This window comes from Variovorax sp. LjRoot175, assembly GCF_964253805.1.
Lineage (GTDB): Bacteria > Pseudomonadota > Gammaproteobacteria > Burkholderiales > Burkholderiaceae_C > Variovorax.
Genome location: NZ_CAXURY020000001.1, coordinates 1 through 21,701, shown reverse-complemented (window position 1 = coordinate 21,701; position 21,701 = coordinate 1). Strand labels below are relative to the sequence as shown.

At 66.8% G+C, this 21,701-nt stretch carries 23 protein-coding genes; 15 read left to right on the top strand and 8 right to left on the bottom strand.

Features of this window, described 5'->3' with window-relative positions; genetic code table 11:
• The first annotated feature begins 136 nt into the window (after positions 1-136).
• The 8 genes from ACSQ89_RS00115 (at position 137) to ACSQ89_RS00080 (ending at position 7,991) form a co-directional block, all read left to right on the top strand.
• Entirely contained in the window at positions 137-1,246 is a 1,110-nt protein-coding gene (locus tag ACSQ89_RS00115; RefSeq protein ID WP_436294817.1) for an ABC transporter ATP-binding protein, read from the top strand.
• A 52-nt stretch (positions 1,247-1,298) separates the two neighbouring features.
• Complete coding sequence (locus tag ACSQ89_RS00110) at positions 1,299-2,573, top strand: ABC transporter substrate-binding protein (protein ID WP_093107017.1); 1,275 nt, start codon at positions 1,299-1,301, stop codon at positions 2,571-2,573.
• 106 nt (positions 2,574-2,679) lie between these two features.
• The gene (locus tag ACSQ89_RS00105; RefSeq protein WP_436294818.1) at positions 2,680-3,582 is read left to right on the top strand and encodes an ABC transporter permease; all 903 of its coding nucleotides are present in this window, start codon (positions 2,680-2,682) and stop codon (positions 3,580-3,582) included.
• 1 nt (position 3,583) lies between these two features.
• Positions 3,584-4,474 (top strand): ABC transporter permease, encoded by an 891-nt coding sequence (locus ACSQ89_RS00100; RefSeq protein WP_436294819.1) that lies wholly within the window; start codon positions 3,584-3,586, stop codon positions 4,472-4,474.
• The gene (locus ACSQ89_RS00095) at positions 4,474-5,220 is read left to right on the top strand and encodes an aspartate/glutamate racemase family protein (protein ID WP_436294820.1); all 747 of its coding nucleotides are present in this window, start codon (positions 4,474-4,476) and stop codon (positions 5,218-5,220) included. Before ACSQ89_RS00100 ends, ACSQ89_RS00095 begins: the two co-directional genes overlap by 1 nt.
• 32 nt (positions 5,221-5,252) lie before the next feature.
• Complete coding sequence (locus ACSQ89_RS00090; protein ID WP_093107027.1) at positions 5,253-6,152, top strand: pirin family protein; 900 nt, start codon at positions 5,253-5,255, stop codon at positions 6,150-6,152.
• A 77-nt stretch (positions 6,153-6,229) separates the two neighbouring features.
• Complete coding sequence (locus ACSQ89_RS00085; RefSeq protein ID WP_436294821.1) at positions 6,230-7,300, top strand: flavodoxin family protein; 1,071 nt, start codon at positions 6,230-6,232, stop codon at positions 7,298-7,300.
• A gap of 142 nt (positions 7,301-7,442) precedes the next feature.
• A complete protein-coding gene (locus ACSQ89_RS00080) occupies positions 7,443-7,991 on the top strand; it encodes a Spy/CpxP family protein refolding chaperone (protein ID WP_436294822.1) in 549 nt (182 codons plus the stop codon).
• 63 nt (positions 7,992-8,054) lie between these two features.
• Here the strand turns inward: ACSQ89_RS00080 and ACSQ89_RS00075 are convergent, their stop codons facing one another.
• Positions 8,055-8,411, bottom strand: a complete 357-nt coding sequence (locus ACSQ89_RS00075; protein ID WP_436294823.1) for a serine/threonine protein kinase — start codon at positions 8,409-8,411, stop codon at positions 8,055-8,057.
• A gap of 251 nt (positions 8,412-8,662) precedes the next feature.
• On the opposite strand from ACSQ89_RS00075, the gene ACSQ89_RS00070 reads away from it, so the two are divergent.
• From ACSQ89_RS00070 to ACSQ89_RS00040, 7 genes are all read left to right on the top strand, one after another.
• Positions 8,663-9,391, top strand: a complete 729-nt coding sequence (locus ACSQ89_RS00070; RefSeq protein ID WP_093107034.1) for an endonuclease/exonuclease/phosphatase family protein — start codon at positions 8,663-8,665, stop codon at positions 9,389-9,391.
• Positions 9,392-9,393: 2 nt separating this feature from the next.
• Positions 9,394-10,623: a cardiolipin synthase ClsB gene (clsB, locus tag ACSQ89_RS00065; protein ID WP_436294824.1), complete on the top strand. Its 1,230-nt coding sequence runs from the start codon at positions 9,394-9,396 to the stop codon at positions 10,621-10,623.
• Complete coding sequence (locus ACSQ89_RS00060) at positions 10,620-11,582, top strand: lysylphosphatidylglycerol synthase domain-containing protein (RefSeq protein WP_436294825.1); 963 nt, start codon at positions 10,620-10,622, stop codon at positions 11,580-11,582. The genes clsB and ACSQ89_RS00060 overlap by 4 nt, the downstream gene beginning before the upstream one ends.
• The gene (locus ACSQ89_RS00055) at positions 11,579-11,737 is read left to right on the top strand and encodes a hypothetical protein (RefSeq protein WP_436294826.1); all 159 of its coding nucleotides are present in this window, start codon (positions 11,579-11,581) and stop codon (positions 11,735-11,737) included. Before ACSQ89_RS00060 ends, ACSQ89_RS00055 begins: the two co-directional genes overlap by 4 nt.
• Before the next feature lie 247 nt (positions 11,738-11,984).
• Entirely contained in the window at positions 11,985-12,473 is a 489-nt protein-coding gene (locus tag ACSQ89_RS00050) for a polyhydroxyalkanoate granule-associated phasin (RefSeq protein ID WP_093107041.1), read from the top strand.
• Positions 12,474-12,529: 56 nt separating this feature from the next.
• On the top strand, positions 12,530-12,955 hold the full coding sequence (locus tag ACSQ89_RS00045) for a MerR family transcriptional regulator (RefSeq protein WP_436294827.1): 426 nt from the start codon (positions 12,530-12,532) through the stop codon (positions 12,953-12,955).
• Positions 12,952-13,398 (top strand): PaaI family thioesterase, encoded by a 447-nt coding sequence (locus tag ACSQ89_RS00040; protein ID WP_436294828.1) that lies wholly within the window; start codon positions 12,952-12,954, stop codon positions 13,396-13,398. The genes ACSQ89_RS00045 and ACSQ89_RS00040 overlap by 4 nt, the downstream gene beginning before the upstream one ends.
• Here ACSQ89_RS00040 and ACSQ89_RS00035 read toward each other — a convergent pair.
• From ACSQ89_RS00035 to dnaA, 7 genes are all read right to left on the bottom strand, one after another.
• Positions 13,367-14,554, bottom strand: a complete 1,188-nt coding sequence (locus ACSQ89_RS00035; protein ID WP_436294855.1) for a metallophosphoesterase — start codon at positions 14,552-14,554, stop codon at positions 13,367-13,369. The genes ACSQ89_RS00040 and ACSQ89_RS00035 overlap by 32 nt on opposite strands.
• A gap of 92 nt (positions 14,555-14,646) precedes the next feature.
• Complete coding sequence (locus tag ACSQ89_RS00030) at positions 14,647-14,958, bottom strand: hypothetical protein (RefSeq protein ID WP_244503867.1); 312 nt, start codon at positions 14,956-14,958, stop codon at positions 14,647-14,649.
• A complete protein-coding gene (locus tag ACSQ89_RS00025) occupies positions 14,955-15,419 on the bottom strand; it encodes a hypothetical protein (protein ID WP_436294829.1) in 465 nt (154 codons plus the stop codon). The genes ACSQ89_RS00030 and ACSQ89_RS00025 overlap by 4 nt, the downstream gene beginning before the upstream one ends.
• Positions 15,420-15,527: 108 nt before the next feature.
• The gene (locus ACSQ89_RS00020; protein WP_436294830.1) at positions 15,528-15,929 is read right to left on the bottom strand and encodes a hypothetical protein; all 402 of its coding nucleotides are present in this window, start codon (positions 15,927-15,929) and stop codon (positions 15,528-15,530) included.
• Between the two features lie 258 nt (positions 15,930-16,187).
• Positions 16,188-18,812, bottom strand: coding sequence for a DNA topoisomerase (ATP-hydrolyzing) subunit B (gene gyrB / locus ACSQ89_RS00015; protein WP_436294856.1), 2,625 nt, complete (start codon positions 18,810-18,812; stop codon positions 16,188-16,190).
• Positions 18,813-18,945: 133 nt separating this feature from the next.
• The gene (dnaN, locus tag ACSQ89_RS00010; RefSeq protein WP_093107051.1) at positions 18,946-20,052 is read right to left on the bottom strand and encodes a DNA polymerase III subunit beta; all 1,107 of its coding nucleotides are present in this window, start codon (positions 20,050-20,052) and stop codon (positions 18,946-18,948) included.
• 269 nt (positions 20,053-20,321) lie between these two features.
• Positions 20,322-21,701 (bottom strand): chromosomal replication initiator protein DnaA (gene dnaA, locus ACSQ89_RS00005; protein ID WP_093107053.1); only part of this gene is annotated, 1,380 nt, incomplete at its 5' end.

The window sequence follows — 21,701 nt, the reverse complement described above, 5'->3', positions numbered from 1 at the left end:
CCAGCCGGCGGGCGGCGAGGGAGGAAGAGCCGCTTCTCTCCACGAAATGGCCGCGATGACCGGCGCACCAAGTCGGCGCACGGGCGTTCTGCGAAGACCTGGGGCCGCTGGCACATGTCTTGCGAAGTCGGCATCAATGGATGCTGTCACCGCCCTCCCGCCCGCAGCCGTTGAAATCGTCGCGCTCTCCAAGCGCTATGTCTCCGGCGCACCGCCGGCGGTGGACCAGATCGATCTGCGCATCGCCAGCGGCAGCTACTGCTGCCTGCTGGGCCCCTCGGGCTGCGGCAAGAGCACCACGCTGCGCATGGTCGCGGGGCACGAGTCGGTGTCCGGCGGCGACATCCTGCTGGACAACCGCAACATCACCAACCTGCCCGCCGCGGCGCGCGGCACCGCGATGATGTTCCAGAGCTTCGCGCTGTTTCCGCACCTCTCGGCGCTCGACAACGTGGCCTTCAGCCTCAAGATGAAGGGCGTCTCCAAGACCGAGCGCCACAAGCGGGCGGCGAACCTGCTCGAGCGCGTCGCCATGGGGCACCTGGCCGAGCGCAAGCCGGGCGAGCTCTCGGGCGGCCAGCAGCAGCGCGTGGCGCTGGCGCGGGCGCTCATCACCGAGCCGCGCGTGCTGCTGCTCGACGAGCCGCTGTCGGCACTCGACCCTTTTCTTCGCATCCAGATGCGCGCCGAACTCCGGCGCTGGCAGAAGGAGCTGGGCCTCACCTTCATCCATGTCACGCACTCGCAGGAGGAGGCGATGGCGCTGGCCGACACCATGGTGGTGATGAACCACGGGCTGATCGAGCAGGTCGGCTCGCCGCACCAGGTCTACAACCATCCGGCCAGCGAATTCGTCGCGCGCTTCATGGGGGGTCACAACGTGCTGGACACCCCCGAGGGACTGATCGCGGTGCGCAACGACCACATGCAGATCGCGCCCGCCGGCGCCAACGGCGAAGCCGGCCTCGCAGCCCACGTGACGGACGTCGAATACCAGGGCACCTACGTGCTGATGGGCCTCAGGCTCACGGGCGTGGCGCCGGAGCGCAGCGGCGTCTCGGTGCTGTTGTCGGAGAAGGCCTTCGGCATGCATCCCTATGCGGTCGGCGACGGCGTGTGCCTTTCTTGGTCGCCGGCCGATGCGCGTCCCCTGGGCCCCGGCGCCGTCCGCCCCAAGGGCGAACCGCCCGCCGGGCCGGTGTCGCGGCCTGCGCCCCTGTCCGCACTCGCGGCGATGGCGGCCTGATCGCCGCCGCTCATTTGTCCAGATTCATCACCGCACCATCAGGAGCCAAACCATGTCCGAACCGATCGATTCATCCACCAACAAGGGCGTACAGCGCCGCACCCTGCTCCAGGGCACCGCGGGCATCCTGGCGGCCGGCGTGTTCCCCGCCATCCACGCGCAGGAGAAGATCGTGCTGCGCTACCTCGGCACCGCCGTCAACCAGGACAAGGCGATCGCCGAGAAGTTCAAGGCAGACACCGGCATCGAGATCCAGTACGTGGCCGTCACCACCGACGACGTCACCAAGCGCGCCGTCACTGCGCCCAACAGCTTCGACCTGATCGACACCGAGTACTTCTCGCTCAAGAAGATCGTGCCCACCGGCAACCTGAAGGGCATCGACACCAGGAAGATCAAGAACGCCGACAAGATCACCTCGCTCTTCACCAAGGGCGAAGTGGCCGGCAAGAAAGTGGGCGACCAGGGCACCGCGCCCAAGAAGGTGATCTTTCTCGAGGGCGAGAAGAGCAAGGTGTTCGCGAAGTCGCCGACCCAGTTCATGTCGCTGATCCCGACCGTCTACAACGCCGACACGCTGGGCATCCGCCCCGACCTGATCAAGCGCCCGATCGAATCCTGGGCCGAGCTGCTGAACCCCGAGTTCAAGGGCAAGGCCGCGATCCTGAACATCCCCTCCATCGGCATCATGGACGCGGCGATGGTGGTGGAGTCCAAGGGCATCCACAAATACGCCGACAAGGGCAACATGACCAAGGCGGAGATCGACCTGACGATCAAGACCTTGATCGAAGCCAAGAAGGCCGGGCAGTTCCGGGCACTGTGGAAGGACTTCAACGAGTCGGTCAACCTGATGGCCTCGGGCGAGGTCGTGATCCAGTCGATGTGGTCGCCCGCCGTGACGGCCGTGCGCACCAAGGGCATCGCCTGCAACTTCCAGCCGCTCAAGGAGGGCTACCGCGCCTGGGCCGCCGGCTTCGGCCTGCCGGCCACGCTCTCGGGCAAGAAGCTCGATGGCGCCTACGAGTTCATCAACTGGTTCCTCGACGGCTGGGCCGGCGCGTATCTCAACCGCCAGGGCTACTACAGCGCCGTGCTCGAGACCGCCAAGGCCAAGATGGAGTCCTACGAGTGGGCCTACTGGATGGAAGGCAAGCCCGCCACGCAGGACATCAAGAGCCCCAACGGCGACCTGCTGGCCAAGACCGGCTCGGTGCGCGACGGCGGCAGCTACGAGCAGCGCATGGGCGGCATCGCGTGCTGGAACGCAGTGATGGACGAGAACGAGTACATGGTGAGGAAATGGAACGAGTTCGTTGCAGCGTGAGGGGTTTGACTCCCTCTCCCTCTGGGAGAGGGCGGGGGTGAGGGCAAGCAGCGCCCATCACCTGCCCTCACCCTAGCCCTCTCCCAGAGGGAGAGGGAACAAAACCATGAACCCATCGGCAACTGCAACGAGCATTCAGGCCATCAAGCCTTGGTGGCAGGCTGCGCCCTTCGCGCTGGTCTTCCTGCTCTTCTTCCTGATCCCGCTGGCGCTGATCGCGATGGTCAGCCTCTGGAACTTCAACGAGTACGAGCTGATTCCTGCAATCACGCTGCGCAACTACGCGAGCATCTTCGAAGGCTGCTCGCACCTCACGGACAACGGCGACTTCTGCGTCACGCTCTCCACCTACCTGAGCACGCTCAAGTTCTGTCTCCTGGTCTGGGGCATCACGCTTGTCATCGGCTTCGCGGTCGCCTACTTCCTGGCCTTCCACGTGCGCTCGCCGGGCATGCAGACCCTGCTCTTCGTGCTGTGCACCGTGCCCTTCTGGACCTCGAACGTGATCCGCATGATCTCGTGGGTGCCGCTGCTCGGGCGCAACGGGCTCGTCAACCAGGGCCTGGTGGGGCTGGGCCTGGTCGACGCGCCCGTCGAGTGGCTGCTGTTCTCGAACTTCTCGGTGGTGCTGGCCTTCGTGCATCTCTACACGATGTTCATGATCGTGCCGATCTTCAACTCGATGATGCGCATCGACCGCTCGCTGCTCGAGGCCGCGAGCGACGCCGGCGCCTCCGGCTGGCAGACGCTTTGGAACGTGATCGTGCCGCTCTCGCGAACCGGCATCCTGATCGGCTCGATCTTCGTCATCACCATCGTGATGGGCGACTTCGTGACCATCGGCGTGATGGGCGGCCAGCAGATCGCCTCCGTCGGCAAGATCATCCAGGTGCAGACCTCCTACCTGCAGTTCCCGCTCGCGGCGGCCAACGCGATGATCCTGTTGGCGGCGGTGCTGATGATCATCTGGGGCCTGACGCGCCTGGTCGATATCCGCAAGGAGCTCTGACGTGAGCGCAAGGATCGGCGAGCAGCGCAGCGCAGGCTTCTGGCCGCTGGCCATCGTCTTCGCGCTCTTCGTGCTCTTTCTCTACGGCCCGATGATCACGATCTTCGTGCTGAGCTTCCAGGGCCCCGAAGGCGGCCTGACCTTTCCGCTGCGCGGCGTCTCGCTGCACTGGTTCTACAAGCTCGCCGAGGGCCTGGGCACGGTCGACATCGGCGCGGCCTTCCGGCGCTCGCTGATGCTGGGCGCGGTGGTGATGCTGTTCACCGTCGTGCTCTCGGTGCTCGCGGGCCTCGCCTTCCGCAAGAAGCTCGCGGGCGGCAACGCGCTGTTCTTCGTCACGGTCGCGAGCCTGATCATGCCCTCGATCATCGTGTCGCTGGGCATCGGGCTGCAGTTCCGGCTGCTCGACAGCGGCATCAAGGGTGCGCTCGCGGCCGCGGGGGCCGACGGCATGCTCGAGAACTACGGCACCGCACTGGGCCTGCTCAGCTCGGCGCTCGGCGCGCACCTGACGTGGACGCTGCCCTTCGGCCTGCTGATCATGTTCGCGGTCTTCAACCGCTTCAACCCGGCTTTCGAGGAAGCTGCGCGCGACCTCGGCGCCACCCCCTGGCAAAGCTTCTGCCATGTGGTGCTGCCATTGATCGGACCGTCCGTGGTCGGCATCGGCATGTTCGGCTTCACGCTTTCGTGGGACGAGATCGCGCGCACCTCGCAGGCCATTGGCGACGTCAACACGCTGCCGCTCGAACTCCAGGGCCTGACCTCGACCGTCACCACGCCATCGATCTACGCGCTCGGCACGGTCACCACCGTGGTCTCCTTCATGGTGATGGCGCTTGCGCTCGGTTCCGCCGCCTGGCTGCGCCGGCGCGCTACACGGCGGCGCTGATGCCCCGCCTGCTCGTCATCAATCCCAACACCTCGGCGACGGTGAGCGCGCTGCTGCAGCGCCACGTGCAGAACGAAGTGAGCCCGGCCTTGAAGGTGCACACCGTCACCGCCCGCTTCGGCGCGCCCTACATCGCCAGCGAGGCCAGCTACGCGGTGGCGCAGCACGCGGTGCTCGATGCCTGGGCCGCAGCGCTGGCGCGCGGCGAGCGGCCCGACGCGGTGCTGATCGGCTGCTTCGGCGATCCGGGCCTGTTCGCCCTGCGCGAGGCCTGCAGCGTCCCGGTTGGCAGCCTCGCGGAAGCGGCCTTCGCGGCCGCGGCCCGGCACGGGCGCTTCGCCGTCGTGACGGGCGGCGAGCGCTGGCGGCCGATGCTCGAGCGCCTGGCCCTGGCGCTCGGTCACGCGCCCTCGCTCGCCGGCATCCACACGGTGGCTGCGAGCGGCGCCGAGCTCGCCGCCGACCCGGCAGGCGCCCACGCGCTGCTCGCCGAAGCCTGCCGCGAGGCGGCAGCGCGTTTCGACGCGCAGGCCGTGATCCTGGGCGGTGCCGGGCTGGCCGGCATGGCCGCCGCCATCGCGCCCGAGCTTGCAGTGCCTTTGATCGACAGCGTGAGCGCAGGCGCGCGCTGGGCGATCGGGGCCGGGCGCGCAGCAGCCGGGCCGCGGGCGGCCGGCCCCGAGGTGGCTTGGCAGGGCGTGTCCTGGGAGCTCGAGGCGCTGAACGGGCGGCAGCCCCACCCCTGACGCGGTCTCCGCTCCGTGCCACCATGGGTTGCATGAGCACCTCCAAGACCACCACCCATGCCGTCGAACCTGCCGCGCTGGCCAGCCCGCGCGGCATCGACCAGATCGTCGCCGGCGTCTCCACCAGCGATGGCGACGGCGTCAAGCTCACGCGCGTGCTGAACCAGACGCTGCAGCAGCGGCTCGATCCCTACCTGATGCTCGACGCCTTCGGCAGCGACAACCCGGGCGACTACATCGGCGGCTTTCCGAGCCACCCGCACCGCGGCTTCGAAACAGTGACTTACATGATCGCGGGCCGCATGCGACACCGCGACAGCGAGGGCCATGAAGGCCTGCTGGAAAACGGCGGCGTGCAGTGGATGACGGCCGGCCGCGGCCTGGTGCACAGCGAGCTGCCCGAACAGGAAGAAGGGCTGATGGAAGGCTTCCAGCTCTGGCTCAACCTGCCGTCCAAGGACAAGATGCGCAAGCCCTGGTACCGCGACATTCAGAGCGACGAGATTCCCGCGTTCACCACACCCGCGGGCGTGCACGTGCGCGTGATCGCGGGCGAAAGCCATGGCATCCAGGGCGCGGTGCAGCGCGAGCACACCGAGCCGCTCTACCTCGATCTCACGCTGCCGCCCGGCACCGAGTTCGCCCAGCCGCTGGCGCCTGACCGCAATGCGTTGCTCCACGTGTTTCGCGAATCGCTCTTTATCGGGAGCAGCGAGATCCCTACCAAGCGCATGGCGATCCTCGCCAACGACCCCGAAAGCGACGGCGTGCTGCTGCGTGCGCCCGCCTCCAACCACAGCCCGGCGCGCGCGCTGCTGATCGCGGGCAAGCCCTTGCACGAGCCGATCGCGCAGTACGGCCCCTTCGTCATGAACACGCGCGAACAGGTGATGCAGGCCGTGCACGATTTCCAGAACGGCAAGCTGAGCTGAACTGTAGTCGCGCGCCTACGGTATTTCGGCCGTGGCGGCGCGGGACCGATGCGCGGCGGCTGCCTACATTCGGCCGCATGACCGAAGTCCGCAAGGGCCAGGCGCCGCCCATGCTCGAACGCGCCGAATTCCACGAACGCTTCATGCAGTCGTACCGGGACCCGGCCTTCCAGGCCGAGGCCGAAGCGCTCGGCCGCATCGAAGTCATCGCCTGGGAGGCCTACCAGCAAGGCCGCAAGGCGCCAGTGACGCGCAAGGCCGGGCTCGGCTATGCGGACCCCGACTACGAGCTCTCGGTCGACTGGCTCGAGGCCAAGGCGCGCATCGAGCGCGCACAGGCTGCATGGGGCAGGCCGGAGACGAAGTCGCGTGTGTTGCTCGTCAATGGCTCGCCGCGCAACGACGGCACCTGCCCCGGCGAGATCTCGAAGACGCATCGCCTGCTGCAGCTCGCCAAGCCGGTGCTCGAGGGCGAGCAGATCGAATGCGATGTGCTCGACCTGAGCCTGCTCGCTTCCGAGTACGGGCGCCAGATCCATCCCTGCAAAGGCTGCGTCTCGACCGCCATGCCGCTGTGCCACTGGCCCTGCAGCTGCTACCCCAATCATTCGCTGCGGCAGACCGGCGACTGGATGAACGAGATCTACGAACGCTGGATGGCCGCGCACGGCGTGATCCTCTTCACGCCGACGCACTGGTACCAGGCGAGCAGCCCGCTCAAGCTCATGGCCGATCGCCTGGTCTGCGCCGACGGCGGCAATCCCGACCCCACCTCCACCCACGGCAAGAAGCCGGACGAGGCCAAGGCGATCGAACTCAAGGGCTGGGACTATCCCAAGCACCTGGCGGGTCGCACCTACGGCCTCGTGGTGCACGGCGACGTCGCCGGCGTCGAGAGCCTGCGCCGCAATCTCAGCGACTGGCTCGACTGGATGGGCCTCGTCGATGCCGGGGCCCAGGCGCGGCTGGACCGCTACATCGGCTACTACACGCCCTACGCGACCAGCCACGACGCGCTCGACGAGGACACCTGCGTGCAGGAAGAAGTGCGCAACGTCGCGCGGGCCGTCGCCCGCGCGGTGGCCCAGTTGCGCGCGGGCCGGCTCGATCCGCCCGATGCCGGCCTCGAGCGCGCGCGGCCGAAATAGTGCGCCGCTGGCATCGGTACGCGCCGAAATCTTTCTTTACGCAGGCACAACGCTGAGCTCACGGCCGGGATACAGAGCGCGTCGACACTCCCTCTCACCTGCTGCCCATCGGCGGCGGGCTTCTTCGAAAGGAAGCACTCTCATGATTTCGTCTCGCCAAAGCCTTCTCCTGGCCGGCCTGCTTGCCTCGGCCACTTTCGCCTCCTCCGCCGCTTTCGCCCAGGCGCCCCTCGCGGCGCCGGCGCCGCCGGCTGCTGAGGCACAGGTGGGCGCCTCCAAGGCCCCGGCGCAAGCCAAGCGCATGGACCGGGCCCAGCGCTTCGAGCGCATGCAAGCCCATCGCGCCGAGCGCCTGGCCGCGCTGAAGCAGAAGCTCCAGCTCACCCCGGCGCAGGAAGGCGCCTGGAGCAGCTTCGCGACGGCGCAACAGCCGCCGGCCCGCAAGGCAGGACAAGCCCGTCCCGATCGCGCCGAGCTGGCCAAGATGACGACGCCGCAGCGCCTGGATCTGATGCAGACGCGCCACGCCGAACGCAGCGCGATGTTCGCCAAGCGCATCGATGCCACGCGCAGCTTCTATGCGGCGCTTACGCCCGAGCAGCAAAAGACCTTCGATGCGGAAGGCATGCGCTTCGGCCATCGCGGACACGGCCATCACCACCATGGCCATGGCGAAGCCGCCAAGAGCTGAGCCCGACACCGGCCCATAAAAAAGCCCGCAGCGATGCGGGCTTTTTCCTGGTCGACTCGCACCTTACTGCGGCGTGCCGGTCTTGTCGGTCGGGTTGGTCGGAACTTCAGGCCGCTCACCCCTCTCCCCAAAGCGCGGCTTGACCTTGCGCGCCTGCTGACTCACGTCCATGCGCGTTTGCTCGCCGGTCGGCTGCGGCATCGCGTTGGGCTGGCTGTTCACGGTGGTGGTCGCCTCGCCCTTGGGCACCGGGTTGTTGGCGTTGTTGCGGTTGTGGGCGCGCGCCTCGGCCCTCACGGCGTCGCGCGAAGCCGGTTCGCTTCCGTCGGGCCGCTGGGTCGCGGTGCTCTGCGCGACGGCGACGCCGGCCAAGCCCATCAGGCCGGCGAGAAGCGTGGTGGCGATGAAACTTTGCTTCATGATGACTCCTTGTCTCTCGAGTTCAACGAATGTGAGCCCCTTCTTCATCAAGACTCCGGATCCAGCGTAGGAGCACCCAAGGCAGCCCCGTGTGGGGATGCGGCAGGCCTGCCTGTAGGAGTTGACCCGCGCCGGGCGCAGGCCGGCGCAAGTTCCTACAGCCGCCATGCGTACCTCGGCTTACAACTGCACATGTGAAGCCCTCTTCCCCTTCGGCCGGCGTGACGGCATCGCCCACCTCCCTCAAAGTCATGACCGTGAACACCCACAAAGGCTTCACGGCGCTCAACCGCAAGTTCATCCTGCCGGAGCTGCGCGAGGCGGTGCGCACGGTGGGTGCCGACGTGGTATTCCTGCAGGAGGTGCTGGGGACCCATTCGCGCCATTCCCGCAAGGTCGACAACTGGCCGGAGGCACCGCACTACGAATTCCTGGCCGACACCATGTGGCCGCAGTTCGCCTACGGCCGCAACGCGGTCTATCCCAAGGGGCATCACGGCAATGCCGTGCTGTCGAAGTTTCCGATCATCCATTTCAAGAACCACGACGTGTCGATCGTGGGCCCCGAGAAGCGCGGGCTCCTGCATTGCGTGCTGCGCCTGCCCGGCCGGCCGGTCGACGTGCACGTGATCTGCGCCCACCTGGGCCTGGCCGAAGGCCACCGGCTGCAGCAACTGGAGCTGCTGTGCCATATGGTGCGCGACGAGGTGCCGGCCGATGCGCCGCTGATCGTGGCCGGCGACTTCAACGACTGGCGCGGCCGCGCGCACGAGATCCTCGAACAGGGCGCGTCGCTGCGGGAGGTGTTCGTGCAGGCCAACGGCAGCGCGGCGAAGACCTTCCCCGCGCGCTTTCCGCTGCTCCCGCTGGACCGTATCTACGTGCGCAATGCCGGCGTGCACGCACCGGTGGTGCTGCCGCGCAAGCCCTGGTCGCACCTGTCGGACCACGCGCCGCTGGTGGCAGAGATCGAGCTGTGACCATGGGCAATCGCTGGGTCGGGGGCAATCGCGTCGAGCTGCTCGAGAACGGCGAGCAGTTCTTCCCACGCGTGTTCGACGCCATCCGCCACGCGCAGCGCGAAGTGATCATCGAGACCTTCATCCTGTTCGAGGACAAAGTCGGCAAGGAGCTCCATGGCGCCTTGCGGGCGGCGGCGCAACGCGGCGTGAAGGTCGACCTGATGGTCGACGGTTTCGGCTCGCCCGATCTTTCCGACGAATTCATCGAGGGGCTGACCTCGGCGGGCGTCAAGATGCGCGTCTTCGATCCGGGCCAGCGCTTCCTCGGCCAGCGGCTCAATGTCTTCCGGCGCATGCATCGCAAGATCATGGTGGTCGACGGCACGCGCGCCTTCGTCGGCGGCATCAACTTCTCCGCCGACCACGTGATGGACTTCGGCCCGAAGGCGAAGCAGGACTATGCGGTCGAACTCGCGGGCCCGATCGTCACCGAGATTCACCGCTTCGTGCTGCGCGCGATCGCGATCGGAGGCAAGGGGCGTGGCTGGTTCAGGCGCCGCCTGCGCGCCGCCGCGCCGCACGATAACGCGCCGGCCGGCGATGCCGAGGTGCAGTTCGTCACCCGCGACAACCGCCGCCACACCAACGACATCGAGCGCCACTACCGCGCCGCCATCCGCAGCGCCCGGCAGCGCATCGTGATCGCCAATGCCTATTTCTTCCCGGGCTACCGGCTGATCAAGGAGATGCGGCGCGCGGCGCGGCGCGGCGTCGACGTGCGGCTGATTCTGCAAGGCGAGCCCGACATGCCGATCGTCAAGACGGCAGCCAGCATGCTGTATCACCACCTGCTGCACGCCGGCGTGCGCATCTACGAATACTGCGAGCGCCCGCTGCACGGCAAGGTCGCGCTGGCGGACGAACAGTGGAGCACGGTCGGATCCAGCAATCTGGACCCGCTGAGCCTGTCGCTGAACCTGGAAGCGAACGTGGTCGTGCGCGACCGGGCTTTCAACCAGCTCATGTCGGAGCGGCTCGATCGCCTGATGCGCGACCACTGCCAGCAGATCCAGACCTCGGATCTCACCGAATGGAGCGGCTGGCGCCTGGTGCGCAGCTTCTTCCTCTTCCACCTGCTGCGCTGGTATCCATCCTGGGTCGGCTGGCTGCCGCGCCACGCGCCGCGACTCCATCCCCTCGAAGCGCCCGCGCCACGCGGCGGCGGCGCGACGCAGACGGACACCGCGTGAACCCCTCGCGACGCCACGCCTGGTGGGTCTGGGCGAAGCGGATCGGCAGCTGGGTCTTCCTCGGCCTGGTCGCCTGGCTGCTGCTGCGGCAGGCGCGCGCCATCGACTGGGACGAGGTCTTCGAATCGGTCGGCCAGATCCCGCTGCCGATGCTGCTCGCCGCGGCCGCCCTCGCCGCCTGCAGCTTCACGCTCTACAGCAGCTACGACCTGCTGGGACGCCACATGACGGGCCACACGCTGGGCACCGGCTCGGTGATGGGCGTCACCTTCATCAGCTATGCCTTCAACCTCAACCTCGGCGCGCTGATCGGCGGCGTGGCCTTCCGCTACCGCCTCTATTCGCGCCTGGGCCTGGGCGGCATCACCATCACGCGGGTACTCGGGTTCAGCATGCTGACCAACTGGCTCGGCTACCTGATGGTCGCGGGCGCTGCCTTCTGTTTCTGGCCGATGACGCTGCCGCCCGACTGGAAGATCGGAGAGGGCGGCCTGCGCATCCTCGGCGCCACCCTGCTGCTGCTGGCCGCGGCCTACCTGGCGCTGTGCGCGATCGCGCGCGAGCATGTCTGGAACATCCACGGCCACGAGCTGGAGACGCCGGCGCTGGGCATGGCGCTGCTGCAGCTCGTGATGTCCTGCATCAACTGGTCGCTGATCGGCGGCGTGATCTGGTTCCTGCTGCAGCGGCAACTGCCCTACCCGCACGTGCTCGGCGTGCTGCTGGTCGGCGCCGTGGCGGGCGTCATCACCCACGTGCCGGCCGGCCTGGGCGTGCTCGAAGCCGTCTTCGTCGCGCTGCTCGCGCACCAGTTTCCGCAGAGCCGGCTGCTCGGCGCGCTGCTCGCCTATCGCGCCATCTACTATCTGCTGCCGCTCGCCATCGCCACCGTGGCCTATGCAGTCACCGAGCTGCACGCCAAGCGCCTGCGGGCGTCGCGCCCAAGAGGGCCTGCATGAGCGAACGCGGCCGCTGGCACACCGGCCTGCGCGAGCTTCCGGTGCTGGTCACGCTGCATCCGTCGGCACTGCTGCGCGGCGATCCAGCCGAACGCGAATCGGCCTACGCGCAATGGCTGGCCGATCTTGAGCGAGCCGGCGAATACTTCGCCTGAGACAGGGCTCAGAAGCGGTACAGATAGCGCACCCGCGCGAAGTTCTCGCCCGGGTTCGGCTTCCTGATGGCGGCATTGCGATCTTCGAAGGCGGAAGCGGCAAGGGAGAGCGACCTCCGCGCTCTGCAGCGGACAGGAGAAGCTCGCCGTGACAAAAGGTAGGAAATATTCGCTCAACGGTTGCTGCAGTGCAGCACGCAGCAGTCGATAGGCCTATAGTCGGTGGACCTTTCCACGCAGAACGTCCATGTCGCCCAGCTTCTCTTCTTCCCGCTTCTTCAATCCACTCATGCTGTGGGTCGACGTCGCCTTCAAGACCCAGGATATGCTGCTGTCTTCCGGCTCGGTAATCCAGCTGCGCACCGAACGCATCGCCCGCGCCGGGCTCTCGCCCAGTGCCGAGGACCTGGCGGAAATGCAGCTCATGGGCCACGAGAAACTCGCGGCAGCGAGCGAATCGGGCGCGGCCATGGCGAACCAGCTGCACAGCACCCAGTTCGCGCTCGTCAACCGCGCTGTCAAGCACTGGCTGGGCGGCGCCGTTGCGCTCTTTTCGCTCAGCACCAGCACCACGCCGACGCAGATCGAGACGCACGGCCGGGCGCTCGCCGGCGCCGCTGCACGCTCCGCCGCCACGCTGACCCAGCTGTCGAGCGCCGGCGCGCGCATCGCACAACGCGGGCTCAAGCCCATCCACGCCAAGGCCACCTCGAACGCGCGACGGCTCGCCGGCTGAAAAAAATCGGCCCGCTCCAAGCTTCGTGCAACGCGAGGCTTGCTAGCCTTGGGCCGATGCGGATCTCGGAACTCGCCCAACGCGCCGGCGTCACGGTGCACGCGCTGCGCCACTACGAGCGGCTCGGCCTGCTGCTGCCGGCACGCACCGATTCGGGCTATCGCGATTACCCTGAATCGATGCGACGCGAAGTGGTGTTCATCGCGATGGCGCGCCGCATCGGCTTCTCGCTTCCGGCGATCGCCGAGCTGCTGCCGGCCTATCGTGCGGGCCGCCTCAGCATCACGCGGATGACCGATGCGCTGGAGGAACGCGTGGCCGCGCTGGACGCGCAGATCGCCGAGCTGCAGGCCCTGCGCGCGCAGGTGATCGAACACGCCGCCTGGCTGCGCGCGCAACGGCGCAAGCCGCCGGCAGCGGCGAAGAAGAAAGCACCCTGGCCCAAGACCTCTACCACATCCTCCTCGAAGGACAAGAGATGACCCGCACCCCTCAGCTTCAACGGATCGAACAGGCCGTGCTCGCGATGCCGATGGCGCGCACATTGGGCCTGCGCTTCACGCAACTCGCACTGGGACAGGTCGAAGTCGACCTGCCCATCACCGAGCCGCTCACCTTCAGGCCGGGCCAGCTTCAGGCGACGTCGGTCTTCGCGGTCGCCGATTTCGCCGCGGTGTCCGCCGCCGCTTCCGTGCTGCCTGACGGCTGGAGCAACGCGACCGTCGACGCCACGCTGAAGCTCGTCGCACCCGCTGTGGGCCGCGCGGTGCGCGCACGCGGCCGCGTGGTGAGCGCCGGCCAGCTGCTCACCGTGTGCGCGGCCGAGGTCTACGCCATTGGCGAGAACGGGGAGGAACGCCTCTGTGCCACGCTCCTGGGCACGGCGCGCAACATCAAGCCGCCGGTACCAGCCGCAGCAGAGTGATTTCGGAAGGCGCGCCGAAGCGCTTGGGCGGTCCCCAGTAGCCGGTGCCGCGGCTGGTGTAGACCCACATCTCGCGCAGCCGGTGCAGGCCGGCCGTGAAAGGCTGCTGCAGCGGCACGAACAGGTTCCACGGAAAGAACTGGCCGCCGTGCGTGTGGCCCGAAAGCTGCAGCTGGTAGCCGGCTTCGGCCGCGGCCGGCGCACTGCGCGGCTGGTGCGCGAGCAGTAGGCGTGTGCGCACCAGCGGCGGCGCATCGTGCAGCGCGCGCTGCGGATCGCTCGCATGCGCAGCATCGAAATGCGCGGCGGTGTAGTCGGTCACGCCGGCCACCACCAGCGCGCTGTCGAGCACCTCCTCGTCGGTCTGTGCGCCCCGCACATTGCGCGTCTGCAGCACCACGTGCTCGTTGAGCAGCACGCGCAGGCCCAGGCGGCGCAGCTCGTCGATCCATGCCTGTGCGCCCGCGTAGTACTCGTGGTTGCCGGTCACCACGAAGGTGCCGAGCCGCGCGCGCAGGCCGGCGAGTGGCGCGACATGCTCGCGCAGCTCGGCCACCGTGCCGTCGACCAGGTCGCCCGTGATCGCGATCATGTCCGCGCCCAGCGCATTGACCGCATCGACGATGCGCTGGATGTAGCCGCGCCGGATGGTCGGCCCGACATGGATGTCGCTGAGCTGGGCGATCGTGAAGCCGTTCAGCCCGGAGGGCAGGTCGCGGATCGGCACATCGACCCGCACCACGCCGGCGGTGCGCCGCGCGTTGAAGAAGCCGATCAGCGAGATCAGCGTCGCCAGCAGCGGCACCGCCGCCGCGCTCCAGGCCTGCCCGCGCGGCCAATCGATGGCCCAGCCGCCGAGGGCGGTGGCGAGCCAAGTCAGCAGCAGGCCGGCGTCACGCGCCATCGTGAGCACGAACATCGACGAAAACCATCCCATGCAGAGGAGGCCCAGCCATTTCCACCCATCGGCCAGTGGCGCCCGGCCTGCGGAGCGTGCACCGACAAAGGGCAGTGGCATGGTCGCGGCCGAGAGCACCAGCGCCGCCAGCAGCAGCACCGGCCAGGCGCCGGTGAGCAAGGCGAGCGCCGGCAGCAGCCGCAGGCCGATATAGGCGTGCAGCAGCGTGGTGAGAAGAATCAGGGGCGGCAGCGGCATCGAGGCCTTGAAGAGTGTGCACAGTGCGGACACCGCATGTGGGCGCCGCCGCCTTCACATTCAAGGCGCGTGCCAGCAAAGAAAATGGCGCCTCAGTCGATGGCAAAGGCGATCGCGACCGCGCCCAGTGCCAGGATCGCGAGGCCGGCCAGAAACAGCAGTTCCGCACGGCGCTCATGGCGCGGTCCTTCGCGCCGGGAACGCATCGACACGAAGGACAGCACCGCGCTCGCCAGGAAGATCAGCGCGTCGAAGGCCAGCAGCTTGTCGATCAGCACGCGCGAGTGGCCGTCGGGACGCAGGTGGCCGATCGACAGCACCGTCATGCACACGCCAATCATCGTGGCCGAGGTCGGCAGGATGTGCGCCGAAAGGCCCCGGCTCTCGAGGATCCGCGGAATCACGAATGCGCGCTCACGTCCGTGCCTGCGGGCCACAGGAAGAGGGTGCGGGTCGGGCTGCCGGCGCGGATCTCGACCGCCTGCTTCAGCGTCCGGCCGGCCAGCGTGGCTTCCACCTCATAGCGGCCGGGCTCGAGGCGCGCCACCATGAACGGGCCTTCGGCCGTCACATGCGCCAGCACGTCGCGGCCGGCGGCATCGCGCACCGACACGGAGACGTCGGCCGCGAAATCCGCGCGCGTGCCGTCCTTGATCGCGAATTCGAAGGTCGCCGGCCATCGCGGCGCGACGCTTTGCATCAGCGCCGCCTCGTCGCTGCTGATGCCGCCGCTCATGTACTCGATGCCGTTCGTCATGCGGATCGGCGGGTTGTAGGCCGCCTGCGCCGCCAGTGCACCGAAAAGCGACACGCCACCGATTGCCAGGGCGGCCACGGGCCACCAGATCCGGGTTGTGTTCTTCATTGCCGTGTCCTTGCTCGGGTTGATGAGATCGGTGGAGGTCAGGCATCTGCACTCCACGCCCGGACTATGGGCGGCAAGACTTAGGCGAAGCTGAATCAGCGAGAGCGCTCAGTCGCTGGTGCGGGCCGCGGCTTGTTGTTCCGGCATGAGCTGCCCGGTCGCGGCGGCGAAATCGACGTTGGATGGCCAGACGAAGGCAGCGCGGGACGCCATTCCGTTGAACACGATCAGCGGCTGCTGCAGCGTGATCCCGGCCAGCGTGGCCTCGACCTCGTAGGCGCCGGGGTCGAGCCGCGCCAGCATGAAGGGAGCGCCCGAAACGGCCTCCATCACCGGCCGGCCCGAATAGCGTTCGCGCACCACCACCTTCACGTCGGCCGGTACTTCGCCCGTTTTGGCACGGTTGACCGAGAACTCCAGCGTCGCCGCCCAGCGCGGCGAGACCATGCGCATGAACGCCGCCTCCGCGCTGCTTTTTCCGCCGCACATGTATTCGATGCCCTGCGCCATGCGGATGGGCGGGTTCGTCGTCAGTGCGTGCGCCGAAGTCCATGCACCAAAGAAAGCCAGAGCCACCGTGGGCCACCAAAACCGGGTTGCTTTCATCGCTTGCTGTCCTCGCTCCAAAAAACGGCGTCAATCCGCCGGAATTTTGCTTAGCAAGAGTCGGGCTAGGTATAGCGTTTACGAGGATTGGCGCGGCGCAGCGGCCTCGGCGGGCGGCTCGGCATGCGGTATTTCACGAACCGGCTTGAGCCGGGTTCGCAATTACACGTCGATGTTCGACGCCCGCAGCGCGTTCTGCTCGATGAACTCGCGGCGCGGCTCGACCTCGTCGCCCATCAGCATCGTGAACACGCGGTCGGCTTCGATCGCGTCGTCGATCTGCACGCGCAGCAGCCGGCGCACGGCCGGGTCCATGGTGGTTTCCCACAGCTGCTGGGGATTCATCTCGCCCAGGCCCTTGTAGCGCTGGCGCGCGGTGGCGTTTTCGGCCTGGCCGATCAGCCAGCGCACGGCCTCGCGGAAGTCGTTGACCTTTTCTTCCTTGGCCCGGTCGCCCTCGCCGCGCTTGACCACGGCCCCTTCGCCCAGCAGGCCGCGGAATGTCTGGGCGGCAGCGGCCAGCGCCGCGTAATCGGCGCCGTGCACGAAATCCTGCGTGATCACGCTGCTCTTGATGTTGCCGTGATGGCGGCGGCTGATGCGCAGGAGCGGCTTGTCGGTGCGCACGTCGAACTCGCTGGCCACCTCGGCGGGGACGCCCGTGGCGTCGAGTTCGCGCAGCTTGTTCTGCAGCGCCACGGCTGAAGCCTCGGCGCTGGCCGTGGTATCGAGATCCAGCGACACGCCATCGGCGATGGCACGCAGGGCCGCCGCATCGAGGAACACGCCCAGGCGTGCAATGACCGCTTCGGCCAACTGGTGCTTGCGTGCCAGCTCGGCCAGCGTGTCGCCGCTCAGAGTGGTCGGCTTCTCGCCACCGGTTTCGACGCTGGCATCCTTGAGCGCGACCTTGAGCAGGAAGGCATCGAGCGCCGGCCCGTCCTTCAGGTACTGCTCTTCCTTGCCGACCTTCACTTTGTAGAGCGGCGGCTGCGCGATGTAGATGTGGCCGCGCTCGACCAGCTCCGGCATCTGCCGGTAGAAGAAGGTCAACAGCAGCGTGCGGATGTGGGCGCCATCGACGTCGGCGTCGGTCATGATGATGATGCGGTGGTAGCGCAGCTTCGCGACGTTGAAGTCGTCGGCGCCGCCGCCCGCACTCGTCGCGCCGGCCCGGCCGATGCCGGTGCCGAGCGCGGTGATCATGGTCAGGATTTCGTTGCTGGTCAGCAGCTTCTCGTAGCGCGCCTTCTCGACGTTCAGGATCTTGCCGCGCAAGGGCAGGATGGCCTGGAACTTCCGGTCGCGGCCCTGCTTGGCGGAGCCGCCGGCGGAGTCGCCCTCCACCAGGTACACCTCGCACAGCGCCGGGTCCTTTTCCTGGCAGTCGGCCAGCTTGCCGGGCAGGCCCATGCCGTCGAGCACGCCCTTGCGCCGCGTCATCTCGCGCGCCTTGCGGGCCGCTTCGCGCGCCCGCGCGGCGTCGACGATCTTGCCGCAGATGATCTTGGCGTCGTTCGGGCGCTCCTGCAGGTAGTCGGTGAGGAGCCGCCCGACGATGTCTTCCACCGGCGCGCGCACCTCGCTCGACACCAGCTTGTCCTTGGTCTGGCTCGAGAACTTGGGTTCGGGCACCTTCACGCTGAGCACGCAGCACAGGCCTTCGCGCATGTCGTCGCCGGTGACTTCGACCTTGGCCTTCTTGGCGAACTCGTTCTCTTCGATGTACTTGTTGATGACGCGCGTCATCGCGGCGCGCAGGCCGGTCAGGTGGGTGCCGCCGTCACGTTGCGGAATGTTGTTGGTGAAGCACAGCACCTGCTCGTTGTAGCCGCTGTTCCACTGCATCGCGACCTCGACGCCGATGTGCGTACCCGGAATGCCGCCATAGGTGTCGGCCGGCTTCTCGCCCATCGCGTAGAACACGTTGGGATGCAGGACCGTCTTGCCCTTGTTGATGAATTCGACGAAGCCCTTGACGCCACCGGCACCGGAGAAATCGTCTTCCTTGCCGGTGCGCTCGTCGAGCAGGCGGATGCGCACGCCGTTATTCAGGAAGCTCAGTTCGCGCAGGCGCTTGCTGAGGATCTCGTAGTGGAAGTCGGCGTTTTCCTTGAAGATTTCGTCGTCGGGCAGGAAGTGCACCTCGGTGCCGCGCTTCTCGGTATCGCCCGTGATCTTCATCGGCGACACCTCGACGCCGTTCACCGTCCCGACGATGCGGTTTTGCACGAAGCCTTTGCTGAACTCCAGCGTGTGCACCTTGCCCTCGCGCCGCACCGTGAGGCGCAGCATCTTGCTGAGCGCGTTCACGCAGCTCACGCCGACGCCGTGCAGGCCGCCCGAGACCTTGTAGCTGTTCTGGTTGAACTTGCCGCCGGCGTGCAGCTCGGTGAGCGCGATCTCCGCCGCCGAGCGCTTGGGCTCGTGCTTGTCGTCCATCTTCACGCCGGTCGGGATGCCGCGGCCGTTGTCGACCACCGAGATCGAGTTGTCGGTATGGATGGTCACGACGATGTCGTCGCAGTACCCCGCCAGCGCTTCGTCGATCGAGTTGTCGACCACTTCGAACACGAGGTGGTGCAGGCCGGTGCCGTCGGAGGTATCGCCGATGTACATGCCGGGGCGCTTGCGCACGGCTTCCAAGCCTTCGAGGATCGTGATGGAGCCTTCGCCGTAGGAGTTGTCCGCGGTCGGTGTCACTTCGATCGGGATCGCGCTGTCGATCTCGGGGGTGTAAACCGGCTCGGTGTGCGGCACTTCCGGCTTGTTTTCTTCGCTCATCAGGATCCTTCTGTCTATCTCTCGGCGTTTGTTGCGCCATTCCAGGAATACCGCGGAACCGGCTTTGCCGGGCCGCTGGTATTGCCCCCTGCAAGGGGGTTGGAGGCCACACGAAGTGGGCAAGCCTGGGGGTGTGCTAAATCCTCATCGGCATCACGACGTACTTGAACGACGCGTTGTCGGGAATCGTCATCAGCACCGAACTGTTGGAATCGGCGAGGTCCAGCTTCACCATGTCCTGGCCCATGTTGGCCAGCGCATCGATCAGGTAGGTCACGTTGAAGCCGATTTCGATGGCGTCGCCGCCGTAGTCGATGTCGAGCTCGTCCTGCGCTTCTTCCTGCTCGGCGTTGTTCGACGCGATGCGCAGGGTGCCGGGCTCGATGTTGAGCCGCACGCCCTTGAACTTCTCGCTGGTCAGGATCGCAGTGCGCTGCAGGCTGGCCAGGAGCGGCGCGCGGCCCAGAGTCACGGTGTTCTTGTGGGTCTTGGGGATCACGCGGTTGTAGTCGGGGAACTTGCCTTCGACCAGCTTGGTGACGAACTCCATGCCGCCGAAGCTGAACTTGGCCTGGTTGTTCGCGAACTGCATCTCGATCGCGCCTTCGGCGTCCGACAGCAGGCGCTGCATCTCGAGCACGGTCTTGCGCGGCAGGATGACTTCCTGGCGCGGCACCTCGACGTCGAGCATGGCCGATGCGAAGGCCAGGCGGTGGCCGTCGGTGGCCACCAGGCTCAGCTGCTTGCCCTCGGCCACGAACAGGATGCCGTTGAGGTAATAGCGGATGTCATGCACCGCCATCGCAAACGAAACCTGGCTCAGCAGGTCTTTCAGCGTCTTCTGCGGCACGCTGAACACCGGGCCGAAGTTGGCCGATTCCTGCACCAGCGGGAAGTCTTCGGCCGGCAGCGATTGCAGCGTGAAGCGGCTCTTGCCGCCCTTGAGCACCAGCTTGCTCGCGCTCGACTCGAGACTCACTGTCTGGTCGGCCGGCATGGTGCGCAGGATGTCGATCAGCTTGCGTGCGCCGATGGTCGTGGTGAAGTTGCCTTCGTCCCCGCCGAGCTCGGCATGGGTGCGGATCTGGATCTCGAGGTCGCTGGTGGTCAGCTGCAGGTCGCCGCCGGTCTTGCGGATCAGCACATTGGCCAGGATCGGCAGCGTGTGGCGTCGCTCCACGATGCCTGCCACCGATTGCAGCGCGGCGAGGACTTTGTCTTGTGTTGCCTTCAATACGATCATGTGTCTTACCTCTTCCTTATTTCTTTAATTCAACTTAGTAGTAGTAGATAAGGGATGCCCTCAGCTGTGGACAGGGCGATTTTCCGCTTTTGCGACAGCCACTTGCGTGAGCCGGCTGGCTGTGTGCAGCCGCGCTTCGCTGCTGTCGCGCAAAGGCGGACAACTTCGTGGTGCGCACCGCGGCTGTGGACAAGCACCCGCTTGTGCCGAAACTGTCCCCAGAGTTGTCCTTTGACAGGCTTTCGTGAATCTGCGATGACGCTCATTCCTCAGCCCTTGAGGGTTTGCTCCAGCACGTGCAGCTGCTGATTGAGTTCGGTGAGCTGCTGGCGCTCGCCCGAGATCTTCCGCACCGCGTGCAGCACCGTCGTGTGGTCGCGACCGCCGAACAGCTCGCCGATCTCCGGCAGGCTCTTCTGGGTCAGTTCCTTGGCCAGGTACATGGCGATCTGGCGCGGCCGGGCGATCGATGCCGGGCGCTTCTTCGAATACATGTCGGCGACCTTGATCTTGTAGTAGTCGGCCACCGTCTTCTGGATGTTCTCGACCGAGATCTGCCGATTCTGGATCGAGAGCAAGTCACGCAATGCTTCGCGCGCGAGCGCGATCGAAATTTCTTTCTGGTTGAAGCGCGAGTAGGCGAGGATCTTGCGCAGCGCGCCTTCGAGCTCGCGCACGTTGGAGCGGACGTTCTTGGCGACGAAGAAGGCCACTTCCTCGGGCATCTCGGCGCTTTCGGCGCGCGCCTTGTTGATCAGGATCGCCACGCGCATCTCGAGCTCGGGCGGCTCGATCGCGACCGTGAGGCCGGAATCGAAACGCGAGACCAGCCGCTCATGGATGTCCGCCAGGCCCTTGGGATAGGTGTCGCTCGTCATGACGATGTGCGACTTCTTGGCGAGCAGGGCTTCGAAGGCGTTGAAGAATTCCTCCTGCGTCCGGTCCTTGTTGGCGAAGAACTGGACGTCGTCGATCAAGAGCAGGTCGAGCGAGTGATAGCGCTCCTTGAACTCGTCGAAAGTCTTGCGCTGATAGGCTTTGACCACATCCGAAACGAATTGCTCCGCATGGATGTAGAGAACTTTGGCGTCCGGCCGGTCGGACAGGAGCCGGTTGCCCACCGCATGCATCAGGTGGGTCTTGCCCAGGCCGACCCCGCCGTAGATGAAAAGCGGGTTGTAAAGATGGCCGGGCATGCCGGCGACGTGCATCGCCGCTGCGCGCGCCATCCGGTTGGCTGTGCCTTCGACCAGCGTGTCGAAGGTGAGGCCGGAGTTCAGCCTGTTCTTGAATGCGGTGCCGCTCAGGTCCTCACCCGGGCCCGCCACGTCGCGCGGCACATCCGTTTCGGAGACGATGGCCATCGATACAGGCCTGGCAACGATTTCTCGAGGAGCGAGCGCTAACTCAATGATCACCGGCTGGCCATAGAGCTTCTCGGCCATGGAGGCGATCTTGCCGGCGTACTGGGCCCGGATCCAGTCGAGCTTGAAGCGGTTGGCGACGAAGACCGTGACCCGTGAAAGATCGTCCGCGACCCTCGCGGTCAGCGGCTTGATCCAGGTATTGAACTGCTGTTCGGACAGCTCCTGCGCGAGCTGGTCGACGCAGGCCTGCCAGAGGCTGTCACCGACGCCGTCACTCGGCAT